25 protein-coding genes are annotated in these 23,747 nt (G+C 43.4%); 12 read left to right on the forward strand and 13 right to left on the reverse strand.

The annotated features are described in order from the left end of the window. Positions 1-199 precede the first annotated feature (199 nt). From JKP82_RS07105 to JKP82_RS07115, 3 genes are all read left to right on the forward strand, one after another. On the forward strand, positions 200-2,908 hold the full coding sequence (locus tag JKP82_RS07105) for a TonB-dependent receptor (RefSeq protein ID WP_159530037.1): 2,709 nt from the start codon (positions 200-202) through the stop codon (positions 2,906-2,908). Positions 2,909-3,027: 119 nt separating this feature from the next. Further along, positions 3,028-4,998: a tetratricopeptide repeat-containing sulfotransferase family protein gene (locus tag JKP82_RS07110; protein WP_218396406.1), complete on the forward strand. Its 1,971-nt coding sequence runs from the start codon at positions 3,028-3,030 to the stop codon at positions 4,996-4,998. 8 nt (positions 4,999-5,006) lie between these two features. Then, entirely contained in the window at positions 5,007-5,549 is a 543-nt protein-coding gene (locus tag JKP82_RS07115; RefSeq protein ID WP_159530041.1) for a DinB family protein, read from the forward strand. Positions 5,550-5,578: 29 nt separating this feature from the next. Here the strand turns inward: JKP82_RS07115 and JKP82_RS07120 are convergent, their stop codons facing one another. From JKP82_RS07120 to atpD, 9 genes are read right to left on the reverse strand one after another with little or no spacing between them, the layout of a single operon-like run. After that, positions 5,579-6,493, reverse strand: a complete 915-nt coding sequence (locus tag JKP82_RS07120) for a F0F1 ATP synthase subunit gamma (protein ID WP_159530043.1) — start codon at positions 6,491-6,493, stop codon at positions 5,579-5,581. Positions 6,494-6,508: 15 nt separating this feature from the next. Then, on the reverse strand, positions 6,509-8,077 hold the full coding sequence (locus JKP82_RS07125; protein ID WP_218396407.1) for an alternate F1F0 ATPase, F1 subunit alpha: 1,569 nt from the start codon (positions 8,075-8,077) through the stop codon (positions 6,509-6,511). A gap of 9 nt (positions 8,078-8,086) precedes the next feature. After that, positions 8,087-8,953, reverse strand: a complete 867-nt coding sequence (locus tag JKP82_RS07130; RefSeq protein ID WP_218396409.1) for a F0F1 ATP synthase subunit B family protein — start codon at positions 8,951-8,953, stop codon at positions 8,087-8,089. A 3-nt stretch (positions 8,954-8,956) separates the two neighbouring features. Beyond that, positions 8,957-9,235 (reverse strand): F0F1 ATP synthase subunit C, encoded by a 279-nt coding sequence (locus JKP82_RS07135; protein WP_013783888.1) that lies wholly within the window; start codon positions 9,233-9,235, stop codon positions 8,957-8,959. After that, complete coding sequence (locus JKP82_RS07140) at positions 9,235-9,945, reverse strand: F0F1 ATP synthase subunit A (RefSeq protein WP_218396412.1); 711 nt, start codon at positions 9,943-9,945, stop codon at positions 9,235-9,237. Before JKP82_RS07140 ends, JKP82_RS07135 begins: the two co-directional genes overlap by 1 nt. Then, on the reverse strand, positions 9,935-10,261 hold the full coding sequence (locus JKP82_RS07145) for an ATP synthase subunit I (protein WP_218396414.1): 327 nt from the start codon (positions 10,259-10,261) through the stop codon (positions 9,935-9,937). Before JKP82_RS07145 ends, JKP82_RS07140 begins: the two co-directional genes overlap by 11 nt. 14 nt (positions 10,262-10,275) lie before the next feature. Further along, positions 10,276-10,686 (reverse strand): AtpZ/AtpI family protein, encoded by a 411-nt coding sequence (locus tag JKP82_RS07150; RefSeq protein WP_159530053.1) that lies wholly within the window; start codon positions 10,684-10,686, stop codon positions 10,276-10,278. 4 nt (positions 10,687-10,690) lie between these two features. Beyond that, a complete protein-coding gene (locus JKP82_RS07155) occupies positions 10,691-11,080 on the reverse strand; it encodes a F0F1 ATP synthase subunit epsilon (protein WP_159530055.1) in 390 nt (129 codons plus the stop codon). After that, complete coding sequence (atpD, locus tag JKP82_RS07160) at positions 11,070-12,479, reverse strand: F0F1 ATP synthase subunit beta (protein WP_159534469.1); 1,410 nt, start codon at positions 12,477-12,479, stop codon at positions 11,070-11,072. The genes JKP82_RS07155 and atpD overlap by 11 nt, the downstream gene beginning before the upstream one ends. Before the next feature lie 463 nt (positions 12,480-12,942). Between atpD and JKP82_RS07165 the strand changes: the two genes are divergently transcribed. From JKP82_RS07165 to JKP82_RS07180, 4 genes are all read left to right on the forward strand, one after another. Continuing rightward, on the forward strand, positions 12,943-13,215 hold the full coding sequence (locus JKP82_RS07165) for a YceK/YidQ family lipoprotein (protein ID WP_309475322.1): 273 nt from the start codon (positions 12,943-12,945) through the stop codon (positions 13,213-13,215). A gap of 135 nt (positions 13,216-13,350) precedes the next feature. Continuing rightward, a complete protein-coding gene (locus tag JKP82_RS07170; protein ID WP_218396418.1) occupies positions 13,351-13,560 on the forward strand; it encodes a hypothetical protein in 210 nt (69 codons plus the stop codon). 272 nt (positions 13,561-13,832) lie between these two features. After that, positions 13,833-14,135, forward strand: coding sequence for a hypothetical protein (locus tag JKP82_RS07175; RefSeq protein WP_013783896.1), 303 nt, complete (start codon positions 13,833-13,835; stop codon positions 14,133-14,135). A 117-nt stretch (positions 14,136-14,252) separates the two neighbouring features. After that, on the forward strand, positions 14,253-14,537 hold the full coding sequence (locus JKP82_RS07180) for a hypothetical protein (RefSeq protein WP_218396420.1): 285 nt from the start codon (positions 14,253-14,255) through the stop codon (positions 14,535-14,537). Positions 14,538-14,665: 128 nt separating this feature from the next. Here the strand turns inward: JKP82_RS07180 and JKP82_RS07185 are convergent, their stop codons facing one another. Together JKP82_RS07185 and JKP82_RS07190 are read right to left on the reverse strand one after the other, a co-directional pair. Then, entirely contained in the window at positions 14,666-15,859 is a 1,194-nt protein-coding gene (locus JKP82_RS07185; protein WP_218396422.1) for an MFS transporter, read from the reverse strand. Positions 15,860-16,099: 240 nt separating this feature from the next. Beyond that, a complete protein-coding gene (locus tag JKP82_RS07190; protein WP_218396424.1) occupies positions 16,100-17,203 on the reverse strand; it encodes an NADH:flavin oxidoreductase in 1,104 nt (367 codons plus the stop codon). A 334-nt stretch (positions 17,204-17,537) separates the two neighbouring features. Here JKP82_RS07190 and JKP82_RS07195 point away from each other — a divergent pair, with 334 nt between their 5' ends. Genes JKP82_RS07195 through JKP82_RS07205 form a run of 3 tightly spaced genes read left to right on the forward strand, consistent with a single transcriptional unit; the run spans position 17,538 to position 19,418 of the window. After that, entirely contained in the window at positions 17,538-18,188 is a 651-nt protein-coding gene (locus JKP82_RS07195) for an energy transducer TonB (RefSeq protein ID WP_218396425.1), read from the forward strand. A 52-nt stretch (positions 18,189-18,240) separates the two neighbouring features. Beyond that, positions 18,241-18,807 (forward strand): sigma-70 family RNA polymerase sigma factor, encoded by a 567-nt coding sequence (locus JKP82_RS07200; protein ID WP_232370602.1) that lies wholly within the window; start codon positions 18,241-18,243, stop codon positions 18,805-18,807. Further along, positions 18,804-19,418 (forward strand): hypothetical protein, encoded by a 615-nt coding sequence (locus tag JKP82_RS07205; protein WP_218396428.1) that lies wholly within the window; start codon positions 18,804-18,806, stop codon positions 19,416-19,418. The genes JKP82_RS07200 and JKP82_RS07205 overlap by 4 nt, the downstream gene beginning before the upstream one ends. A 178-nt stretch (positions 19,419-19,596) precedes the next feature. Here the strand turns inward: JKP82_RS07205 and cdd are convergent, their stop codons facing one another. Beyond that, entirely contained in the window at positions 19,597-20,004 is a 408-nt protein-coding gene (cdd, locus tag JKP82_RS07210; RefSeq protein ID WP_159530069.1) for a cytidine deaminase, read from the reverse strand. Between the two features lie 129 nt (positions 20,005-20,133). On the opposite strand from cdd, the gene nlpI reads away from it, so the two are divergent. Both nlpI and JKP82_RS07220 read left to right on the forward strand, forming a co-directional pair. Continuing rightward, positions 20,134-21,027, forward strand: a complete 894-nt coding sequence (gene nlpI, locus JKP82_RS07215) for a lipoprotein NlpI (RefSeq protein WP_159530071.1) — start codon at positions 20,134-20,136, stop codon at positions 21,025-21,027. 13 nt (positions 21,028-21,040) lie between these two features. Continuing rightward, positions 21,041-22,801 carry a tetratricopeptide repeat protein gene (locus JKP82_RS07220; RefSeq protein WP_246604331.1) on the forward strand — a complete coding sequence of 587 codons (1,761 nt, stop codon included), beginning with the start codon at positions 21,041-21,043 and terminating at the stop codon, positions 22,799-22,801. A gap of 4 nt (positions 22,802-22,805) precedes the next feature. Here JKP82_RS07220 and cysZ read toward each other — a convergent pair whose 3' ends face one another. After that, on the reverse strand, positions 22,806-23,555 hold the full coding sequence (gene cysZ / locus JKP82_RS07225; RefSeq protein ID WP_126872387.1) for a sulfate transporter CysZ: 750 nt from the start codon (positions 23,553-23,555) through the stop codon (positions 22,806-22,808). Positions 23,556-23,747: the final 192 nt, after the last annotated feature.

Raw genomic sequence — 23,747 nt, forward strand, 5'->3', positions numbered from 1 at the left:
AGCTGATTCTTTAAATGAATAGCACTTTTATAAATTCACGTTATAGAACGGGTAAAAACTAAAGTATAAGTGAATAAATAATCGTTAGAGTAGAAATTAATCTTGGTTTGTGGGTTAATAGAAATGTTATTATTGATAAGTGTTTTAAGTAAACACTGTTCAAAGAATAAAAAATCACCTAATAGGGAAAACACACATTATGCGTAAAACTCAGCTTAGCTGTGCAATTGTTGCTGCATTGGCATCTTCACCGTTGCTCGCTCAAGAATCTGAAGCGCCAGCGAAACTTGAAACTATAGAAGTTACAGCCACTAAACGCGCCGAATCTATCCAAGATGTACCTGTCGCCGTTACTGCACTTAATGGTAAAGCACTCGAAAATTTAGGCATTGATAATTTTCAAGACTACGTTGAATTCCTTCCAAACGTAGTGTTTCAGGGCACAGGCCCGGGCCAAAACGAAATTTATATTCGTGGCGCGGCAACTACCCAATCAAATATCATGTTATCTTCAGTTCAAGCATTACAACCCTCCGTTGCTTTCTATGTAGATGAACAGCCTGTATCAATGGCTGGTCGTAACCTAGACGTGTACGCTACTGACGTTGCGCGTGTTGAAGTCTTACCTGGGCCACAAGGTACTTTGTTCGGTGCAAGCTCTCAGGCAGGTACAATTCGTTTGATCACGAATAAACCCGACCTAAACAGTTTTGGTGCTGGTTTTGATACCAATATTGGTTTCACCAAAGGCGGTGAAATGAGTAACTCGGTAACGGCTTACTTCAATATGCCACTTACCGACAAGTTAGGTTTCCGCGTTGCGGCTTACAACGATAAGCAAGGCGGCTGGATTGATAACGTGATGAACGTTCCAGGCGAAGGTGGTTACATTGGAAGCGCGGTAGTTATCGACCGTATCTCTGGCGGCCCACTTGCTGATCCGGTTGCTATGGATCAAAACCGCGTAACTAACCCTGCTATCAATTCAAACGAAGAAGCCTCTGTAGTATCACCTCAGAACGATGCGTTAGTTGAAGATGATTTCAACGATGCTTTGTACACAGGTGCTCGTTTTGGTCTGTTGTATGAATTTAATGATGATTGGGATTTGCTAGTTCAGCACACCCAACAAACGTTAGATACTGAAGGTGTATTTGCTTACGACCCAACCCTTGAAGGCGAAAGCTCAGCAATTCGTTTTGCTCAAGAAGAAAACAAAGATGAGTTCGGATTAACGACTTGGACATTAGAAGGTCGTTTAGAAAAACTAGACCTTGTGTACACAGGTGGTTATTTAGATCGTGAAATCGATACCTTAGCTGATTACACGGGCTACACCAATGGCGGTGCTTTCGCAGCGTATTATGTGTGTAACCACTATGAGTCTGGCGTTGAAGCTGAAGATCAGCGTTGTCTAGATCCAACCAAGTATTTTAGAGAAGATACAACCACAACCCGTTCAACTCACGAGCTTCGTTTTGTGACTACCATGGATACACCTTGGCGCGTAACGGCTGGTTTGTTCTATGATGACCAGGAAGTGGCAACAGTAGGGCAGTTCAAAATTGCTAATACTGACGGCGAGCTTACACAATACGGCTTCAACAACCTACAAAAAACCCTAGTAGGTACTGATGGTATAAACAGCGATGGAGGCCCGTTCCCATCCGAAATTAGCTTTATCAACGATATTACCCATACCGTTGAGCAAATTGCTGTATTTGGTCAGTTTGAATACGATATTACCGATTCACTAACCGCGAGTGTTGGTGCCCGTTGGTATCAAATAGATGATATCTACACAGGTTCAACCTCTACCGTTGACGTAACACGTCGTGTTAAAGCATTTGGTTCACTTGACCCAGATGAGCTAGCTGCGGTAGGCCTAGACCCAGATGCAGTAAATGCTGCTATTGCTAGTGGTCAGCTAGAAACAGATTTGCTTGGTAGCGATGGTGTACTTACCGTTGACGATACTATCTTCAAATTCTCACTAGATTGGAAAGTTAACGATGATGTTCTATTGTTTGCTAACTATTCAGAAGGTTTCCGTCCGCCAGTAACCAACCGTGTTGGTGGTGGTTTGGCGAAAAACCAAAACGGTGCATTTGAAAACTTCCGGATTCCAGTGTACTCAACCACAGATACCCTCGATAATTACGAGTTAGGTGTGAAGGGTGACTTCTTAGACGGTATTCTACGTGTAAACGCTACAGCGTATTACTCTGAAATTTCTGACTTACAAACGTCACGTTTCGACCCAACTAACATTTCTTTCTTAGTATTTACCGACAACGTTGGTGATGCAGAGATTCAAGGTTTGGATGCTGACATTACTTGGTTAGCCACAGACGACTTAGTGATTAACGCAGCATTTAGTTTATTAAATACTGAACTAACCAGCGTAAATTCTGAACTAGAAGGCATTGCCGCGGGTGTAGGCTCTGAGCTTCCTTATTCTGCAGGCTTCTCGGGTAACATCAACGCGCGTTATTTCTTCGAACTAGAAGGTGACAAGCGTGGTTATGTGAATGGCTCTGTAAGCTACACGGGTGACCGTTATGCTGGCATGGTAATGGACGCTTACGTAATGGAAGATGCGACGCAACTTATTTACGGCACAGGTTCTGGCCTTAAAATTGAGAAGCATGCTGATGTTTACGAAGGGGTAACCTACACCGACTCTAACGGTGACGTATTTGAAGGTGGCCGTTACGTACAAGAATCTTACATGCTAGCTAACCTAGCCGTTGGTGTGACTAACGATGTCTGGAAAGCCGAGCTTTATGTTGATAACGTGTTTGATGAAAGCGCGATATTAAATATTGATACTCAGCAGTTTACACCTAAGGTAGTAACGAATCGTCCACGCACTATTGGTGTTCGTTTCTCTTACGATTACTACTAAGCCCATTGGGTGTAATCTGACTTTGGTGTAATTTGAGTTTGATGTAACATGTTACACCTACCTAAAACGGCATTCCTTAGGGTATGCCGTTTTTTTATGTTTTTAGGCATGCTGTATTTATGAATTCACAAGAACAACAAACCCTTTCTGCGTTAAAACAAAGTTTGATGCAGTCTAATCATCAGCATGTTATTGCGCAGAGTAAGCAGTTTCTTGATGCTAAACCCAGCGAAGATGCAACCCGCGAAGCCATGTATGTCATGGCAGTGGCGTACCGACTATCCGGGAATATCAAAAATGCTATTACTACGCTTTCACAGTTAGTCGGTTTGTTCCCTGATTATGGTAGAGGCTTTCAAGAGTTGGGCTACTGCTATGCTCGCGACAATGCCCACAGCGAAGCTGCCAATGCTTTTTATCAAGCAACCCGTTTTAATCCAGCGTTATTAGCTGCGTGGCAGCAACTTGAAGCGGTATATCAGCGTGACAATCAACCCCAAGCCCTTCTATTAACGCAGCAGCACATCAGTTTCCTGCAAAGCTTGCCCAAACCCTTGCTTGGCGCACACGACCTTATGCACGAAGGTCAATTGCATAAAGCAGAGCAGGTCTGCCGTCAGTTTTTAGCCAAAAACAAACATCACCCTGAAGCAATGATGCTACTGGCAGAATTAGGCGTACAGCTAAAGGTGTATCACGATGCTGAGTTTTTACTAGAAAGCTGTGTTGCACTTTACCCTGAAAACGATAAAGCCCAAGCGGCTTATCAGGGGCTACTGGCAAAACTGGGCAAATTTCCGCAAGCCGCAAAGGTTGCACGAGCGCGCTTAGCACAACAGTCAAATAGCTTTTCTATAAAGGTAAGTTTAGCCCATGCTCTCGTGGGTGTAGGTGAGTTAGAAGAAGCGATTGGTATTTATCATAGCTTACTGGCCGATAAACAAGACCGCCCCGCACTGTGGGTTGCCCTCGGGCATTCGTTAAAAGCAAAGGGAGACGTGAAAGAGGCCATTGCTTCTTATGAAAAAGCCGCCGACTTCGCACCTGATTTTGGCGATGCGTATTGGAGCCTAGCTAACACGAAAACTTATCGATTTGATGATAACGCCTTGGCGGTTATGCAACTTCAAGAAGCGTTAGAAACGACAAAGCTAGACGACAGAATTCACCTTTGCTTTGCACTAGGGAAAGGCTTTGAAGATGCCAAGCAGGCCGACAAAGCGTTTGATTATTATGCTAAAGGTAACAGCCTTAAAAAGCGCACGCATCGATTCGACATTACCCGCACAGAAGCGGCACTTGAAGCGCAAGCATTGGCCTGCGATGCCGAATTAATGAGTGAATTTAGTGGTTGTGATGCACCAGATCCTATTTTTATTGTTGGCTTGCCAAGGGCGGGCTCTACGTTGCTAGAGCAAATTTTGGCGTCTCACTCTATGGTAGATGGCACCATGGAGCTACATGATATTTTAGGCATTGCCTCTAGCTTAAGTAATCAAAAGAAAGCGTACCCGTATAATCTTGCCGATTTATCTGATGAAGCGTGCATTGCCCTTGGCGAAAAATACATGGCGCAAACTCAAGCGTATCGCCAAGCAGCGCCTTTCTTTATTGATAAAATGCCGAATAACTTTGTACATATTGGGCTTATAAAGCGCATTTTACCGAACGCGAAAATTATTGATGCTAGACGCGACCCCATGGATTGTTGTTTCAGTGGCTTTAAGCAGTTATTCGGGGAAGGGCAGGAGTTCAGCTATTCGTTAGATGATATTGGCCGTTATTATTGCGCTTATGAAAAGCTAATGAACCACTGGCATAAGGTATTGCCCGATCACATTCTTACTGTACAGCACGAAGATGTGCTTGAAGATTTGGAAGGACAAGTACATCGTATTCTTGATTTTTGTGGCTTGCCATTTGAACCTGCTTGTTTGTCTTTCTATGAAACCAAACGAGTGATTAAAACCCCAAGTTCAGAACAAGTACGCCAGCCAATATACAAAACGGGTATGCAGCAGTGGAAACCGTTTGAAGGGTACTTAGATGAACTTAAATTGGCGTTAACTAAACGAAGCAACATGTCTTAGGAACGTTTATGTCTTTAAAAAATAGCTTCACATTGATGGCTCAATACAATCAGTGGATGAACGAGTCTGTATATTCAGCTGCATCGCAATTGAGCCCAGCCGCATTGAGTGAAGATGTGGGGGCTTTTTTTGGATCTATCTTAGGCACGCTTAACCACATATTGGTTGCCGATATTATTTGGCTTCAGCGATTTGCACAGCATCCTGATAAGTTCAACGAGTTAGACTGCGTAGTGGCAATGCCACTTCCTAAAACGCTAGATGAAATGCTTTTTGAGGATTTAACAGCACTTCGTACCGTAAGAGCAAAAGTGGATGAGTCTATTGTGGCCTTCGCCAATGCATTATCAAGCGAAGTGCTAACGACTGACTTGTCATTTCGAGATACTACGGGCTCACCATATACAAAAAACTTCGGTCAGCTTATACAGCACTTATTCAACCATCAAACACATCACCGTGGGCAAATTACTACCTTACTATCGCAGCGCGGTTTAGATGTAGGGGCGACCGATTTACTGGAGCTAATCCCTGAGATTAAAAACACCTAAGTTGTTAAACAAACAACTCATTTTGCTTTTCAAAAATTGGCATCTCTATAATTTTCAGACAGGGCCTCAAACCCACTCACTAAGTCGGAAAGCTCTTCATCAATGCCTTGCTGCCGTTGGCGGTGAAATTGTCGGGAAAGCTCGGTTTGAATTTCTTCTATATTTTTTTCGGCACGTTGCATAGCAGTTAATCTACTTGCGTTTTCACTGGCCAATGATTCAGTGCATGCCCTATACAAGGTAGAAAATAAATACTCGCCAATTAATGCACTAAACGTTCTCTTTGTATCAGTAAGCAACTGAGGTAAACAGCGGGAAGGCCAACGCGTTACGATTAGCTTTTGATGCCATTCGCTATCAAGCGGCAATACCTTCTGACTACATGCCTCGTATTTTGCGTTGGGTAAACTACGATTAAATACAATGTGTAGTGCAGATAGTTCATTTGATTGCTGCAGTGCTTCTATTTCTTGCAGCAATGAAGTGACCAGCCCTGTTACTGCATTAATTGAACTAGGGAGCGCAAAAGGCTGCTCAAGAGGTATATTCAAACTACTTAAGTGAGTTTGAATACGTTCACCAATAGCCCACACCCGCTTTTCGCCTGGCAGCGTGTTCATAGTGTTAAGCAGATGGGAAACCAAGGCGTCGTTGAATTTACCGACTAGTCCCTGATCAGAACCAATGGCGATGAACCCTACCTTGCCTAAAGACGTTGTTTTGTTCACTGTTGAATAGTTTACTGCTTTGCTATTTATTTGATTACTATGAAAATAAGCAACTAACCCGAGCTGTACAGTTTTGTAATAATCATCAAGTGCTGCAACCGCCATTTCATACTGGCTAATATTCGCTGCTGCCATTGCCTTCATAGTTCTCACCACCGACTTTAAGTCATTGGCACTATTAATTTTGCGCTGTAAGCCGCTGCTTAACTCTCCCATGTTAGCTCTCCCATGTTAGCGCTCGTTGACAGATAGCGTTTTAACATCCGAAGTTGATGCCACACTTGCCAGTTTTGTCTTTATCATCGTTATTACAGTGTCGCTTTCTTCATCGGATAATGGCTGTGCTGTTGCTAATTTTTCATACAATACTGGGGCGAGCGTACCAAGCCCATCAATGATTGAACCTTGTGCGCTATCAATTAACCTGAGTGAAACGGTATCGAGCAGCCCTTTAGTAAGAGCAAGTAAAATGGCAATTTGTGCGGCTACTGAAAAGGGATGAGATTCCGCTTGTTTCATACAAGCTCGAATGCGTAGGCCGTGTTCAATAGCCAAAAGACTATCGGAGTCTAGTCGTGCACCAAAGCGTGCAAAGGTTTCTAGTTCTTCAAATTGGGCATACGCTAACTTTAGGGCACCTGAAACCTTTCTAAACGCTGGTTTCTGTGCTTTGCCGCCAACACGAGATACCGATTTCCCTACATCTATTGCGGGTAGCACACCAAGAGAAAATAAAGTAGGCGATAAGTATATTTGCCCATCAGTAATAGAGATTAAATTAGTCGGTATATAAGCCGACATATTTTGCTCTTCAGTTTCAATGATAGGCAGGGCGGTGAGTGAGCCGCCACCTAGTGCTTCGTTTAGGTGTGTGGCACGCTCTAACAGCCGTGAATGCAGATAAAAAATATCGCCTGGAAATGCTTCGCGTCCAGGTGGTCTGCGAAGGAGTAATGATAGTTCACGATAAGAGCGCGCATGCTGCGTTAAGTCATCGTAAACAATAAGAACATCGTGACCTTGTTGCATGAAATACTCGGCAATGCTGGTTGCCGCGTAAGGTGCAATGTAATCGAGCCCGGGGGGATCATTTCCTTCTGTTACCATAACCACTGTGTATTCTAATGCCTGATTGCGTTGTAATGTGGTGATGGTTTTGGCCACAGACGCCGATTTTTGCCCTATGGCGCAATAAATGCAAAGTACGTTTTCGTCTTTTTGATTTAAAATAGTGTCGATAGCTATCGCTGTTTTGCCCGTTTGACGGTCGCCCAGTATTAATTCTCGCTGGCCACGACCAATGGGTAACAACGCATCCAATGCTTTTACACCGGTTTGTAGAGGCTCTGTAACAGGGGAACGTGACATAATGTCTGGCGCAGGTCGTTCAATGGGGAGCCGTTCGCGGGTAACAATATTACCTTTAGCGTCTAGCGCATTGCCTAATGGATCGATAACTCTGCCTATCAACTCATTGCCCACGGCTATATCCATCACGCGGCCGGTGCGTTTTACTTCATCACCCGCATGCAGCGCTGTGTAGTCACCTAGCATAATGACGCCAATCTCATGCTCATCAATATTAAATGCTATACCGTAAATATCGTTCGGAAAAAGCAGTAATTCTTCAAAACCAGCCCCGAATAAGCCTGACACAATAGCAATTCCCGCTGATACGCTTTCAACGGTGCCCATCTCTTGTAAGCTGACATCCGGAATATGCGATTCTCGAATATACTCAAGTTGATTGAACACATATTGATAGCGTTTTTTTAAGGCATTGTTGTTAGCGTCGTTCATGTTATGACCTTAACGGTTAGCGCTTAACGAATGGTGTTCGTTGTCGGCGGGCATATTTGCGACATTTTCTTCATACTGAGCATCAATAGACAGCTCTACCTCGTGCTGCAATGCACTCAACATTTCATTAGCGCTCCAACTGAGTTTCCAACCGCCAAAGCTAAGTGCTAAACCCGCAATTAACTGAGGGTCTACCACTAAGTTGAGGGTTATAGTCAGGCTATCGCCGCCAGCCTGTTCAGTAGCCCGTTGGGAGGGGTGGTCAGTTAGTATGTCTTCTAAACATGCTTTTAGGTGCTCACATTGTGGTTGTGATAAAGGGGCAATACTACGTACTGTGGCATGCCCTTGGTTTTTTTTGATAGCTAGGCATAACTCATGGTGTTGCACTTCGCTAAGGGCCTTAAGGTGCGATAAAAGTTTGTCGAACATTTTATCTTGAAGTTGTTGGTCTGCGAGTTCGCTTATTACCTTACGACTAAGGGCAAACACTTCTTTCACGCTTTTATCAATCACTTCGTTTTGTAACATTTGAATTTCAGTATTCAGCGCATTGGTGCGTTTTATTGATAACGCATCTGCTTGTGCTTTTGCATCTTGTAAGGCGGCTAAGGTTGCTTTGTGTGCTTCTGCTTTGGCTAATTCAATAATGGTTGAACGTTCAGCATCTATATTGGTTAGTTTTTCTTTATATTGAGCTTCAAGGTTCTCTGCGTGTTTCTTTTGGGTCTCGGCATTAGATAGAACACTAGCAATTTTATGTTCACGGGCATCAATGCCATCAAGAATAGGCTGGTATAAAAAGCGCTTAAGCAGCCACACTAATATCAAAAAATTGATAATTTGTGCAATAACAGTAAACCAATCGATAGGCATGGTTTAGCCTCCATTTTGGGCAATAAAATAATTCCAAAACGGGTTACTGAATAACACAATCATTGAGACTACAAAGCAATAGATAGCAGTTGACTCAATCATGGCGAGCCCTACAAATAAAGTACGGGTAATGGTGGGCGACGCATCGGGCTGTTGGGCAAGCGCGTTTAGCGCACTGGCAACTGCTTTTCCTTCTGCAAGCGATGGCCCCAGCACACCAATACCTATGGTAAGACCTGCGGTGATAATTGAGCAAATTGCTATTAACGTAAGACTGTCCATTATTCTGCCTTTTGTTGTGGTGGCGTTAGGGTAAGGGAGGCTTTCGCACTAACCGTGCTGGCAGCGGCAATGTAAACCGATGCCAATACAAAAAAGATATAGGCTTGAACCATACCGGTCAGCAGGCCAAGCAGTGACATAACAACAGGAAAAATTAGCGGCGAAATAACCAGTAGAATGGCTAAGATCATGGCGCCACTCATCATGTTTCCAAACAAGCGTACGGCAAGGGCTAGGGTGCGTGACAACTCGCCTACAATATTGAAGGGCAACATGAAATACGTGGGTTCCGTGTAAGAAAGTAGATACTGTTTCACCCCTTTGTTTTTTATTCCGTAAAAAGGCACAGATACAAATACACAAAAAGCCAGCGCAAGGGTGGTGGATAGGGAGCTACTAGGCGGCTCAAATCCAGGGAAAATAGTCAATAGATTTGCCATTGCAATGAACAAAAACAATGTACCCAGAAACCCCATGTAGCGTCGCGGCTTATCTAAGCCTGCATCTGAAATTTGGTCATTGATGGTGATGACTATTATTTCTAAGGCATTTTGCCAGCGTGAGCGGTGATTCTTTTTATTGAGGTTACGAGTGATAAAATAGGCGCTAACCACCAGTATCGCCAAAATGACCCAAGTAAAAACAAGCGTAGCGCTCAGTTTAATTACGCCATATTGCCAATACACAATTTCATCCGGGCTAAGGTGCATGATGTAGCGCTCCTTTTTCTGCGCCGGTAGGATTGGCGTTATTAGTGATTGTAGTCATTAATATTCTGCCTATCACAAAACCTGCCAAGCAGGCTGATAGACGCCAAATATCATTATTACCCACCCAGTAAAAAACACTGATTGCCGTCCCCATGCGTAGCAATAAGCTACTTAAGAACCATAGCGCTGGCTGCGTGGCATTCATGCCTTTTTTCACGGTAAACCACAGGGCATAGAAAAAACAGCAACCTAGCATTGTGCCTATTAGAAAAGGCAAAATAAGTGAGGTTAAACTTAAATTTTCGATGGGTATCATTGCTAAGTAGCTCCTTATTCGTTTTCTTTACTTGTTTTCGTTTTGGGCACAGTGTTTGCCTTAGTGGGAGCCTTAGTGTTGGCCTTCATGGTGACGGTAGGGCTATGCATTGCTGCATACTCTTTGCTAACCCAATTCCACGCAATAAAACAGCCCAACGTTAACCCTGCCAGCAAAAATATAAGCGTATAAGCGCGAGAATCACTAATACTGGCGTCAAGCCAAATGCCTAATGCAATACCCAAAAGTGTGGGAAGTGCTACAGACCAACCCACAATACCCATTAACCCTAATCCAAACCACACGCCTGGGTGTTTATGGCGCTTAGCATATAACTTTAATGCCACTTTCTTTTCTACTTGATGAGACATGTTCTGTGAGCGTGGCGTTTTATTGTTTTTAGCTTTAATGGGTGGTTTATCCATAAAGCTACTGCTGAGACAGTGATGAAAATTGTTTGAGAAACCCGGTTTCCAACTTAGCTAACACAGCCCGCAGGGCTTGTTGCTCTTCATCCAGATGAATAAATTCTTGGGTAACCGCTTGTTGCAAGGTTTCAAGGGATTTCCCACTTATTGCTCTTCTAACGGAAATAGAGACTTGCTTTCCCGTTTTCACTAACACCCCTTGGTCAATAGCAATAAACTGCGGGGATTGGTTATTACATTGATAAGTTAAAATTCCTGGTACCAAGGGGGTGATACAATCTAAACGGTGAGGCAGAATGCCAAAACTTCCTGAAGGGGTTTCAACAATCAGATTGCTGATGCCTGAAAGCTGGGCAAATATTTGATTGGGTAAAAGAATATTAACCTGCATGATGTGCCTCATCTGATGCTGTTTTAGGTGCTTTATGACCGCTAATCGCGTCATTAATATCGCCAATCATGTACAACGCGCTTTCGGGATGCTCGTCAAATTCACCGCTTAAAATGCGTTCGCAACCTTCTAATGCTTGTTCGATAGTCACGAACTTTCCTTTCATGCCAGTAAATTGCTCGGTAGTGAAAAATGGTTGAGTAAAAAAGCGCTCTAATCGACGGGCTCTTGCCACAACATTTCGATCTCTTTTAGATAACTGTTCTAACCCCAACATGGCAATGATGTCTTTTAATTCATTGTATTGGGCAAGAATATGACGAACCTGTTGTGCTATTTGATAATGTCTATCACCAACCACATTAGGCGTAGCTAGTTTTGAACTTGACTGCAACGGATCGACGGCAGGATAAAAGCCTTCACTAGCGCGTTTGCGTGATAGTACTAAGGTTGCTGATAGGTGAGAAAAAGTATGCACCGCTGCTGGATCGGTAAAGTCATCAGCAGGTACATAGACTGCTTGAATAGACGTAATGGCACCGTTTTGTGTATTGGCGATACGTTCTTCTAAACTTGATAATTCAGTGCCGAGGGTGGGTTGGTAACCCATTCGTGATGGCATTTGGCCCATTAGGCCAGACACTTCAGAACCCGCTTGAATAAATCGAAATATGTTGTCGATGAGTAATAGCACATCTTTCTTTTCGTCATCACGAAAGTACTCAGCCATGGTTAGCGCGCTGTGACCTATTCTAAAGCGGCTTCCAGGAGGTTCGTTCATTTGCCCGAATAGCATAACCATGTTGTCTAACACTCCAGCCTGTTTCATCTCGCGATAAAGCTCTTCACCTTCTCTGCAGCGTTCGCCTATACCGCAAAATATACTTACGCCTTGTTGGTGGCTTACCATGTTGTGGATCATTTCGGTGAGCAAAACGGTTTTGCCCACGCCAGCGCCACCAAATAGGCCCGCTTTTCCGCCTCGCTCAAGCGGACACAGAACATCAACGATTTTTATGCCGGTTTCAAATATCTGTAGCTGGCTGGAAATACTAACAAGGGGAGGAGGGGATTGATGAACGCTGCGCCGCTCTGTGTTATTAATAAAGGGTTTGCCATCAATAGCTTCACCAAACACATTGAACATTCTGGTGAGTATTGAAGGACCAACGGGCACTTTTAGCGGGCCTTGTGAACTTTTTACTAACATACCGCGAGCTAAGCCCTGGGTAGGCGTTAGCGCAATAGTGCGTACCTTTTCTGCCGAGAGTTGAGAAACCACTTCTAACGTTATTTTACCGTCATTAGCGTAAATGATGGTGTGGATGTCTGGCAGTTGATTAGTAAAACGGATATCAACAATACTCCCTCTTACCGCCACAATAACGCCAACATGCATCGCATCTATTTGTTCTTTGGTTGAATGTGTCACTTGATGCTCGCTCAATAAAAGATGCTATCACACCAATAGAATACGCCGTTTATTTATTGAACAATTTGACCTTTATCAAACATTTTGAATGTTTGATTTAAATACATAACAGTTTAATGATTAAACTGCATCGGATTTGAATATGAACTCCAGGCAGTGATAACATTAAAAAATGAATATGACTCATGCCTTTGTCGTGAATTTTAGTCGGGTATCTTAATCAGGTATCTTAATCGGGTATTGGGCCGGGCAATGATACCCCTCATTGCCGTTCGCTAAGGTGACCGGTGATTAATGGTGCCGGTGATTAATGGAACGTTTGATGAAATCAGCATTAGTTTGATAATGCTTACTTAATAAATGGAATTAGTACTATATGAAAGTTTTACCTCTCGCCATCTTAACTTTAGCATGTTGCTCTTGTGCCACTGTGAAAACAATTTCTCCTGACAACAACCATGTTCAAATTGAACATCAAGGTAAGAAAAGTTACTGCGAAGAAATACCTCGTGTATATAGCGGTTTTTCATACAATGTATGTTTGTTAAACGGTGAACCAAGCCGACGTGAAAATATCGGTTCTACGTTTGGGAATGTCCCTTTCTTTGTTATTGATGCCGCGTTTTCTATTGTGGCTGACACTATTGTTATTCCATACACCGCAGTACAACAGATAGACAAAGGCAGCATTAACGTTAACTAAACTACACTTTCACTCGCTTCTTTATCATTTAGCTCCTCGTGTAAAAATACTCAACTTTACGTAAAGGCGATGGTAAGACGACCATCGCCTCCGCTAAGGTTGATTTTACTAAGATGATAAAATGGAACGCTTGTTATGAATATTAATGTGACATTGTTAGGGCAAGTTATTGTTGCCTTTGCTTTACTCATGGCTGCGCTTGGCTATTACTTAGGAAAACGAAAAACCCAATCGCCTATTCTTACCGCTGTCGTAGCTTTCTTTGCTGCACTCGTGCCGCCGTTAGCAATTATATTGCTAATCGTACTGGTACTAAAAAACGATGTGCAAACGTCAAAAACATAACCTTGGATTAACGAAGCATGCCCGCTAAAGCTTTCGTTTAGCGCATTTTTGTAGCATCAACTTATACGTTCATTTCTGAGCTTCTAGGTTACGCCTAGAAAGACTACACCTAGAAAGACACGCAACATATCTCGTTACACCTCACTCTTTGTCAGCAAAGCAGTTATTGCTTATGCTGCTCTTAAGCTAAATGCAGCGGGCGTGTCGCTTTCAATTCACCTAGAAGCATCTATAAGCGGCTCAAACTGCGTCACATACACGTGGGAATGATGATGGAAGAAGTTATTGTAGGGGAAGTAGCCAAAGGTCTCTTCAGGGCAGCTGGTTACCTAATTATTGAATTGTTTTTTTGGACAGTTTGCTATTGGGTAGGTTGGCCTATTTGCAAAGCGGTCACGTTTGGCGGATACCCAAAACAAAATAATCTACGGCGCTCAGAAAGTGAGAACGGACGGGAAAGTGAAGGCCGAAATTTTGGTGGCCGTAGTAGTAATCAGCACAGTAATGCATGGTGTGCATTGGTGGGTCTTGCCGTCGTTGTATCAGCTTTCTTGTTCATAATAACCCACTTTTAATAGCCAACAGTTATGCCAGTTACCGTGAATTAGGTATTTATTAGTAAATAACCTGCGACATTGAAAAGGTTACATGTAATGCTTTGAACATTAGAACAATGACCTACCAGAGCTATTATGAATTTAGATAAATCGACAAAACGCATTGCTAAAAGGGTAAAGAAAGGATTTCAAGGCTACCCACAAATTACTTTAACGTATTATGGCGAAACGCCTGATTGTGCAAACGAAGTAGTGATGGGATTTATTGCCGAAGAAGGCGTTGCGCCACAAGAGCAGATGTTTGCCAGCAAGACTGACGCAAGAACCGATGAAACTATTCAAACTACATTACTTAAAGTTATTGAACGGGCCGACGCAAAAACGGTAACAGAAGCCGAAGAGATTGTGGTCAGAAAATAGCGCATGTTTAGCAGCGCTGTTGTTCATCAAGAGCCTCACATGGACGTTAGTAAAACGATTTAAGTAGAAAGTTACCACTAGAAGTGACCAGTAGAAAGTAGTGAGCCCAGTTAATGCCATAGCCTGTTTTAATGGCGTGTTTTAAATTTTAGCGTGAAGAAAAACACCAACAAATAACAGCTGAACGAAAACCAGTAGGGCAGCGAGGCATCTATAGTGTAAAGATATGAGCCTAAAAGCGGGCCTACTGCGAACCCCAAAGGTGGGCAGGCGCCAGCGATGCCTGCTACCGCACCTTGTTCATCAGATGATACTGCTACCGATACCCCAGCCATAAACCCTGGCCCCGCTATGCCTAGCCCCACACCCAAAACACACATGGCTGACATAAACTGAAATTTTGTTTCACCTGAGGCTAAGATAGCAAACGCTATCATCATGATGGGCATTGAAAGTCGTAACAACGTGAAAGGGCGAAGTCTTATGCGAGGAATAAAAAGCATTTGTACCAAGAGAGCTGATGCAGCCGAAACCATTAAACTAAACCCTACAATTTTAGCGGTATCGGTGCTATTTAATGCGAAGGTGTCTTGAAACCGAAACGCTATAGTTTGCTGAACGATGGCAAAGCCCATAAACAACAATACACCTGCTACTATTAATGGAAATATTCTAGGATCAGTGTATTTAAGCTTCTTGGGTGCTGAAGTATGTGTAGGCTTAGGCAATACGGGCAAAGAGAACATGGCTAATACCGCGACGGCAACGGTTACACCCACAGAAAAGTAAAGCGGCGTAAGTAAACTTATACTGGCCAACAACCCACCAATGGCAGGCCCCAAAATTGAGCCAATATTGGTTGCAGCACCTAGCGCGCCCATCCCCTTTACTCGCTCTTCTACCGTAGTGATATCTGCCATGTAGGCACTTGCTGAAGGCGATACAGCAGCCATTACCGTGGCATTGCCCACTCGCGTAATGATAAGTAAGACAAGCGCTGCTAAAGGAGCTAGAAGGCCTAATAGTGCAGCTTGGAATACACCCGCGAAAACCAAAGTACCCGCAGAATAACCAAACAATCCTATTAAGAGTACTTTCCGTCTACCCCAGCGATCGCTAGCACGCCCCCACAAAGGGCTGATTAAAAATAACGTGAGAGAAGAGCAGGATATAATAGCGCCAATTTGCACTTCTATTAGGCCAATTTCTCTACCCAGCGGTGCTAAAATTGCAAACAGAACGGTTTGAGCAAATCCAATGGCAGCTGCGGCTAATAGCAGTGTATTTTTAGCTAACTTATTATACGGCATGGGTTGTGTCATAGTGAAGATTACTGCTTGGTTGAACGGTCAATGATGAACGTAGAATAATTAGCGATTGTGGGAGTTACCACTCAAAAAATCCCGTGGGCGTTTGTAAGTAAGTTAGCAAGCAAGTCAGCAAGAACCTTAGCGAATTTTTTGAGTGGACGTGCAAAGGTTCCATAAGCGTTAATATAAATGTTAAAAAAGCGCTGATATAAGTGCTTATGGAACCGCATATGTACGTGCTTATATTAATGCTTATGTAAGCGAAGCGAGGGCTTTACCCGAAAACTCTTCTAGCTCATCAAGTTGATTGTGCTTAATTTTATTAGCCCAATTTGCATCTTGTAGTAGGGCGCGGCCCACTGCTACCAAATCAAACTCGCCTTTTTCTAAACGTTCAATCAAATCATCGATAGCACGCGTGTTAGAACCTTTACCCGTAAACGCACCAAAGAAATCATCGTTAAGACCCACTGAACCTACGGTAATCGTTGGCTTACCGGTAAGCTTTTTGGTCCATCCTGCTAGGTTTAAATCACTACCTTCGAATTCATTTTCCCAGTAACGGCGCTGTGAACAATGGAAAACATCTACTCCTGCATCGCTAAGCGGCGCTAAAAATTCTTCAAGTAATTGCGGTGTTTCTGCTAGGCGTGCTGTGTAATCTTGTTGTTTCCATTGTGAATAACGAAGCACAATGGGAAAATCAGGTGAGGTTGCGGCGCGGATCGCTTTAATAATTTCTACCGCAAAGCGACCACGGTTCGCCATGCTGCCACCCCATTCATCGGTGCGCTCGTTAGTGCCGCTCCAGAAAAACTGGTCAATCAAATAGCCGTGTGCGCCGTGAATTTCAATACCATCAAAACCAATGCGTTTAGCATCTGCCGCAGCGGTTGCGAAAGCACCGATTACAGACTCAATATGTTGTTGAGTCATTGGCTCTGCGCCTTGCTTACCAGGCTTAAATAAGCCAGAAGGGCCTGCGCTAGGCAGTTCTGGGAAAGGGGCTTTTTCAGCAACACGAGCCATTCCTACGTGCCAAAGCTGAGGCATAATTTTACCACCAACATCATGTACCGCCTTTACGGTTTCTTCCCAACCGGCAAGCGCCTTGTCACCATGAAAGACCGGAATCCGATGGCTCATATTGGCTACCGGATCGTTTACCGTAGTGCCTTCGGTGATAATTAATCCTGTTCCACCTTCAGCGCGGCGGCGATAGTAATCAGCAACTTCTGTGGTAGGAATCCCTTCAGGAGAAAATTCGCGAGTCATCGGTGCCATTACAATTCTGTTGTCTACCGATAGCCCTTTAAGTTTAAAAGGGGTAAATAACGCTTGAGTGTTAGTGGTCATGGGCAGTTATATTCCATAGTAGTGCGCAAAATGTGTTTAAAAACTCGATAGGTTTTTAAACGAACAATCAACGCAGCAAAATTTATTTGGGAAACGTCAGCAAGCCGCTTTAGCGCATTCGTAGCTTATTGATAAGCGTTCATTAATAAGCGTACGCTGCTTAGGTTTCACCGGTCTACGAGACTGAATATAGTATTAGCAGATGACGAAGAGTCAATTTATCAATCTGAATGGTCATACCAGTGGTTGCCCGCATGCAGTTTTACTCTAGCCGTAAAAATAAATCACCCCTATTGCCATTTTGTTTCGTTATGTAAGAAAACAGGAGAGCAATATGAACGCATTTACAGAACATGATGTACTTCGCCCCTTCAGCGTTAAGCCACTTATTTACATAGCAATGAGTGTAGTTATCACCTTTGCTTTGTTTGCCGTTATGGCTAAATTGATAGAGAACGAACAGGTTGGGGGTAAAGTTACGGAATATCAGACTGTTGGGCCGATTGTACTGACGTTGGACGATCCTAAAGTGATTGTACGTACGCCTATAAAACCCATGGAGAAGCCTGTAGCTCAGCCGCCTATGGAAATACCTAAAGCAGATCCTACGCCCAATGATACTGATACAACGTTTAAGTTTACCCCTCAATTTACCAACAATACGGTGAATATAAATCCTAATTTTCAAAGTGGACAAAAGGATATGCAAGCTTCACCGCAATTTCGAGTAGATCCCTCTTTTCCCCAAGAGGCGTTGCGAGATGGTATAGAAGGATGGGTGAAATTAGGTTTTACGGTCGCGTCAAATGGTACGGTACAAGATATTCATATTATTAGCGCCGAGCCCAAGCGTGTGTTCGACCGTGCAGCCCGCAGAGCCTTGTCAAAATGGAAATATAAACCAAAAATAGAAAATGGTGTGCCAGTGGCTCAACATGATATGTTTGTTGTATTAGATTTTCGTTTTGAATCCGCTCGTCAATAGCATGTTTTGATTGGTTTTTACTTAGTTCTTCAAGGTGAATAAGGGAGCGCGTATGAGTTATGCCAGAGCAGGGCTGCTGATATCGGTAAAAGATTGGTTCAGTGCACCCTTAAGCGATGAAAGCTTAATGGAACGATATGCGCGTACGGGGGAACCTAAAGCGTTATCTCGTTTATACGATCAACATAGCAATGCATTGTATTACTATTTGCTGGTGTTGAGTAACGCAGATATGGCGGCAGATATAACTCAAAAAACGTGGCTAAAGGTAATAGAAAAAAAGCACTTGTATCGCCAGGAAGGAAAATTTCTGGGCTGGCTTTTCACCCTTGGCCGCAACACCCTGCTAGATGAACGTAGAAAGCAATATCAACAAAGTAACCATTGTAATCAGGTTGAAAGCTTGGTGTCTGATAGTAATCCGTTAGATGAGGTACCTGACTTTCACCAACTGTTAAAGCGGTTACCCTTCGAGCAGAAAGAAGCATTTTCCTTACAGCAAGAAGGGTTTAGCGTACACGAGATAAGTACAATTTGTTGTGTCCCTCATGAGACAGTGAAAACACGTCTTCGTTATGCAAGGGAAAAGCTTAAAAAAGCATTGGAGTCACAATCATGAACGACGAAAATGAACACTTCCGTCAGGCATATCAGCACAGTAAAAACCAACGCAAAGTGCCAGGTCGCATTAAACGTAAGTTAATAAATAATGCAAAACACCATGAATACTCACGTTTTGGGCAAGGTTCACGCTTTTGGCAACTTGTAGGAAGTTGGCATAAGGACTGGTTTGCATTTGGTGCGGCTGCTTTTGTTTTGGTGATATTGGTAGGCATTTACGATTTTAACAGCCAGGTAAGCAATACTGCAGATATCGCCACTATAGATGTTGCACTTGAAATACACGGTTTTAGCGATGAAATAGCCGATGTAGATAGTAACGATTACAACAGAAAATATAAGGCTTACAGCAGAGCTTACGAACAACAGCTAGCCACATTGAATGCGGTAAGAACAAGCGTAGCGACACTTACGAACATCAATAATCAATGGACGTTAGTAGATTGCTCGTCAAAGCAAATAACCCTATCTGATAATCTTGTCGCGAGTATGAGAGCGCATCAGCGTATTGCCACAGGCATTGAAATTGGTGACCAAGTAGCATTAGCGTTCAATCAAAATGGATTGATCTTAAATATTACTCGTTCTGCTGCGCCGAAAATGTGCTGACAAGATCTAGTCATTAAAAAAGCACTTGGGTTGAGCGTGAATTAAGCAATGCATAAAAATAAAAGGGGGGGGATGAAACATAGAATATCACGGGTGAAAAGCGTAAGCATTACGCGGCTTTATAAAATTTAAAATAACCGCGTAAGACCTTATACCTAAATATCAAGCCTAAACCTAACTACTTGCCTAAATCGTGCGCTCTAAACGCATTAGGCAGTAGTTCACCAATGGTGGTTTCGTGGGTTTTACCCGATTTAGTGACCATCACCACAGGGGTATCGTCTGGGGCAAATTCTGCAATTTTTTGTCGACAGCCTCCACAAGGAAAGCAAAATTCATCGTTCTGACTTGCCACAACAATAGATTGAATGCGTTTGTGGCCGTGGCTAACCATATTTCCAATGGCGCTAGCCTCAGCACATTGCCCAAGAGGGTAAGCGGCACTTTCTACGTTGCAGCCTGCAAAAATATCACCCGACTCAGTAAGTACAGCTGCACCCACTTTGAAATTAGAATAGGGGGAGTGCGAGTGTTGTTGTACTTCTTGTGCTTGTTCTATTAGTTTTTTTATCTTTTTATTATCCATAACTACCTACATTCTCCCGACTTATAACTTTACTTTTTACACTAAATGCGAGAAGGTTGGCGGCATATAAAGCCGCTTACGCATCTGTAACGCGGGATGTTTTTTCTTACTTAAGAATGCTTTTTTACCATGCGTCGAAACGTTAGTCTCATCTTTTTTTTCATACTTGTTGGTATTTTAGGCGGTTGTGCACAAACTCCAGAAGTTTCTCGCCAGCCACAAATGGGTAATTTACTGTTAGCAGAGCCAGCGCCAGTTAATCCTCGCTCTGAAATGGCTATTGCCCGTTACAATCAAATTTTGGGTAGCAGCGCCTTGTCTGATGAAGACAAAGCAGAACTTCACCTACAACGCGGAATGCTATACGACAGCGTTGGGTTAGGTGGGTTAGCACAGTTTGATTACAGTCAGGCTATCAACCTTAAGCCCGATTTTGCAGAAGCCTATAACTCTATGGGCATTCACTACATTCAGCAAAGTGACTTTATACAAGCCTACGATTCTTTCGATTCTACGCTAGAAATTAACCCTGAATATGATTTCGCTTTTTTGAACCGTGGCATTGCCTTGTATTACGGCGGTAGATCGGAATTGGCTATAGAAGACTTAGGCCGGTTTTTACAAAAGGATAATTCTGACCCGTTTCGTGCCTTGTGGGCGTATTTTGCCCATTACGATTTATCGCCAGAAGAAGGTCAGGCTTATTTAGCGGCTATTCGCCCAGAATTAAATAATGAACATTGGGCCACCACACTAACCGATTTATTTTTAGGCGTGGTTGATGAAAACGCAGTGCTTAATTCGCTACTCGACGGTGTAAAGAGTCAAAAAGCATTAACTGATAGGCTGTGTGAAGCGTACTTTTATTTAGGTAAGTACCATAGCCAAGATGGCAACAATGGTATCGCTTCTAACTATTTTAAGTTGGCGCTGAGCACCAACGTCTTTGATTATGTTGAACATCGTTACGCTCGAATGGAGCTTAACCGTCTTCGTCAACGTTCGTCAGACGCTGAAGAGTAACAGCGTCTAGACAATGCGTGGATTAACATTAGCGATAATAGCGCTGTTGCTGATAGCGGGCGACAGCGGCCGTTACACGCAGCAGTTAGTGCGTAATGCTACCTCGGCAATACACGCTTATGATAAGCAATTTCTCTTAGCCGAACCTATTACAACCGAGCCTAAGTTATCTGATGCATTGGCACCCGAACAAGCCGGTTCTGATCCACTTAGCTCTAATTCAGCCAGCGCTGATTCAACTGCTAGCGCTCCCGCGAGTAACTCACTTTCATCAAATAAAGCTCGGCCGTTAAAGCAAAGCGTTTACGCGCTGCTATGGCTTGCGGCGCAAAATCATGAACAATCTGGTACAAGTCAGGGCAACGACAATGCCAGCGAAGAAGCACAACACCTTCTTATCAATGTAGCAACTAAAAATAATGCCCAATATTGGCTTGAGCAGTTAGCCTCAATTAATAATGCTGACGCAGCATGGGCGTTATACCAATTACTAGGTGAGGAGGCCGCTTCAGATCGGCTGGTTCGTTTAGCTGCCCTTGGTAATGTCGCCGAAGCGCAACTCGCCTTTGCCATGGCGACTGAGAACCCAGAAAAACGAGAGAAATGGTTAATTAGAGCGGCTGAACAAGGCTATATGCCTGCTCAAGCTGCACTCGCTGATTGGTATCTGTTACACGCTCAACCAGAATTGGCAAAACCTTGGCTTCAAAAAACGGCCATGGATGATATGCAAAGTGCTTTTAAGTACGGCAGGTTATTGTGGGATGAAAATAATCGTGACGACGCAAAGGTATTTATTCAGCGCGCCGCTAAGGAAGGTCATAAATTAGCGCAGCAGATGGCGTCTGTCATCAAGCGCTATAGTCCAACAACACCTTCAAATGTACCTCAATATTTATGGCAAACGAATACGGCGTGTCACCAGCGAATACAACTTGTGGCCACTTCTTTGGCCACAATTGCTCGTGCTGATAAGTTATATAAAGACTATGTGAACGATGAACGGTTGAGTGAACTGCCACTATGTATCGCGCCGCCTTTATGGCTTGAAAATAATGTGCTTGATTGTAACGCTAATTTTCAAGGGCAAGGTAATCTTGCCTGCAACGTGAAGCCACTGGCGCCAATTGTTAAGGCTCGGGATGTTACCCATGCCATCGTGGTATCGGAGCAGGGCAAAGCCAATGTTCAAAATGGGGTGATGTACTTAGATATAAGCGATGCTTACTCGGTGATGGTACACGAACTGGCGCACTTCGCTGGTTTTATTGATGAATATGCGTTGTCACGCAACGCCGCAAGGCGTTACTGCACCAAAGAAGGGTTAAACACGTTTGCACCGCCTAATCTTACCATGGACGGCGCCATTGCTTATTATCCTCAAAACACGGTGAATCGCTGGGAAACAAAAGCCAAAGAAAAATTTTTACCTTTACGGGTAGGTACCGCTAAAACCTGTGGTGCAATTAATGTCACTAGTTACAAGCCTAGCCGTGTGATCACATTTATGGAGCACCATGATAGTGGTGTCATACCCGATTTGTATTTGTCGTTGTGGCAAGGGCAATTGGCAAACCCTGCGGCGCAGCGGCCTATTTCAATGAACTTATTTCAGGCTTTTCATAAAAGCGGACAACCCCAAGAGGCCGGGCAATGGCTTGCAGCCTACGAAAGCCACAAGGCGAGTGGTGAAATGAATGCGGGGGAGGCAGCAGCCGATGCTGCTACCACTACCAATGCGAATACAGACGCTAAAACCAATACCGAAGAATAGAGTGTTAAACCCGATTTCTTAATGCTTCATCACGTAGTTCACTGACCCACATTGATGTAGCACCGCAGATGGCGACTGGCATTACAATAAAGTTCACCACGGGAATAAGTGAAAAGATATTCACCATAATGCCAAAGGACATCGATTTGCCTTTATGCTGCGATAGATGATTTTGCATGCGCTTGAAATCAATTTTGTGGTTATCGTAAGGGTAATCGCAGTATTGAATTGCCATCATCCAGGCTGAAAATAAGAACCACAGAATTTGTCCGAACACAGGCACAAATATAAACAGTATTAAGAAGCCTATAGCACGAGGGATATACCAAAAGAGTTTTGTGAATTCTCGGCCCAAGGTGCGAGGAATGTCTTTTACAAGGTCGAGTAATCCATCGTCACCCATCGCTTGCCCAGTTAAGTGGCGCTCAACTTTTTCTGATAATACACCATTAAAAGGCGCAGCAATCCAGTTTGCAAGTGTGCCAAATATCAGGGCAAATATAAGCAGTACACTTAACACCGCTAACGGCCATAAAAAGAAATTCACTGCTGTTTTAATCCAGCCCAGCCATTCAGGCACTAGGTTGATCACATAGCTTATGCCGTATTCAATTTGACCAAATAGAAAATAGAATGCGGCGGAAAAAAGCAGAATGTTGATAGCCAAAGGAACAAAAACAAAGCGTTTTAAGCCTTTAGTTTTGATTAATGAAAACCCTTCAAAAAAATAATGTATACCACTTCGCGAACTCATCATTACTCCAGTGCTCGGTTTTACTAAGACGGTTTTACTAAAGCTTTTACTAAAACATAGTTATTTACACATTATACGTAACACCCTAACGCAAACGAAATGGTAATTGTTACAAGCTGTTAGATTTGGTAAAGTCCAAGCATAATAAAAACCATAAAAATGTGCTTCCTAATGCACTTAGCCAATACGCTA

Origin of the sequence: Alteromonas lipotrueae, assembly GCF_019249215.1 — a bacterium.
GTDB classification, from domain to species: Bacteria; Pseudomonadota; Gammaproteobacteria; order Enterobacterales; family Alteromonadaceae; genus Alteromonas; species Alteromonas lipotrueae.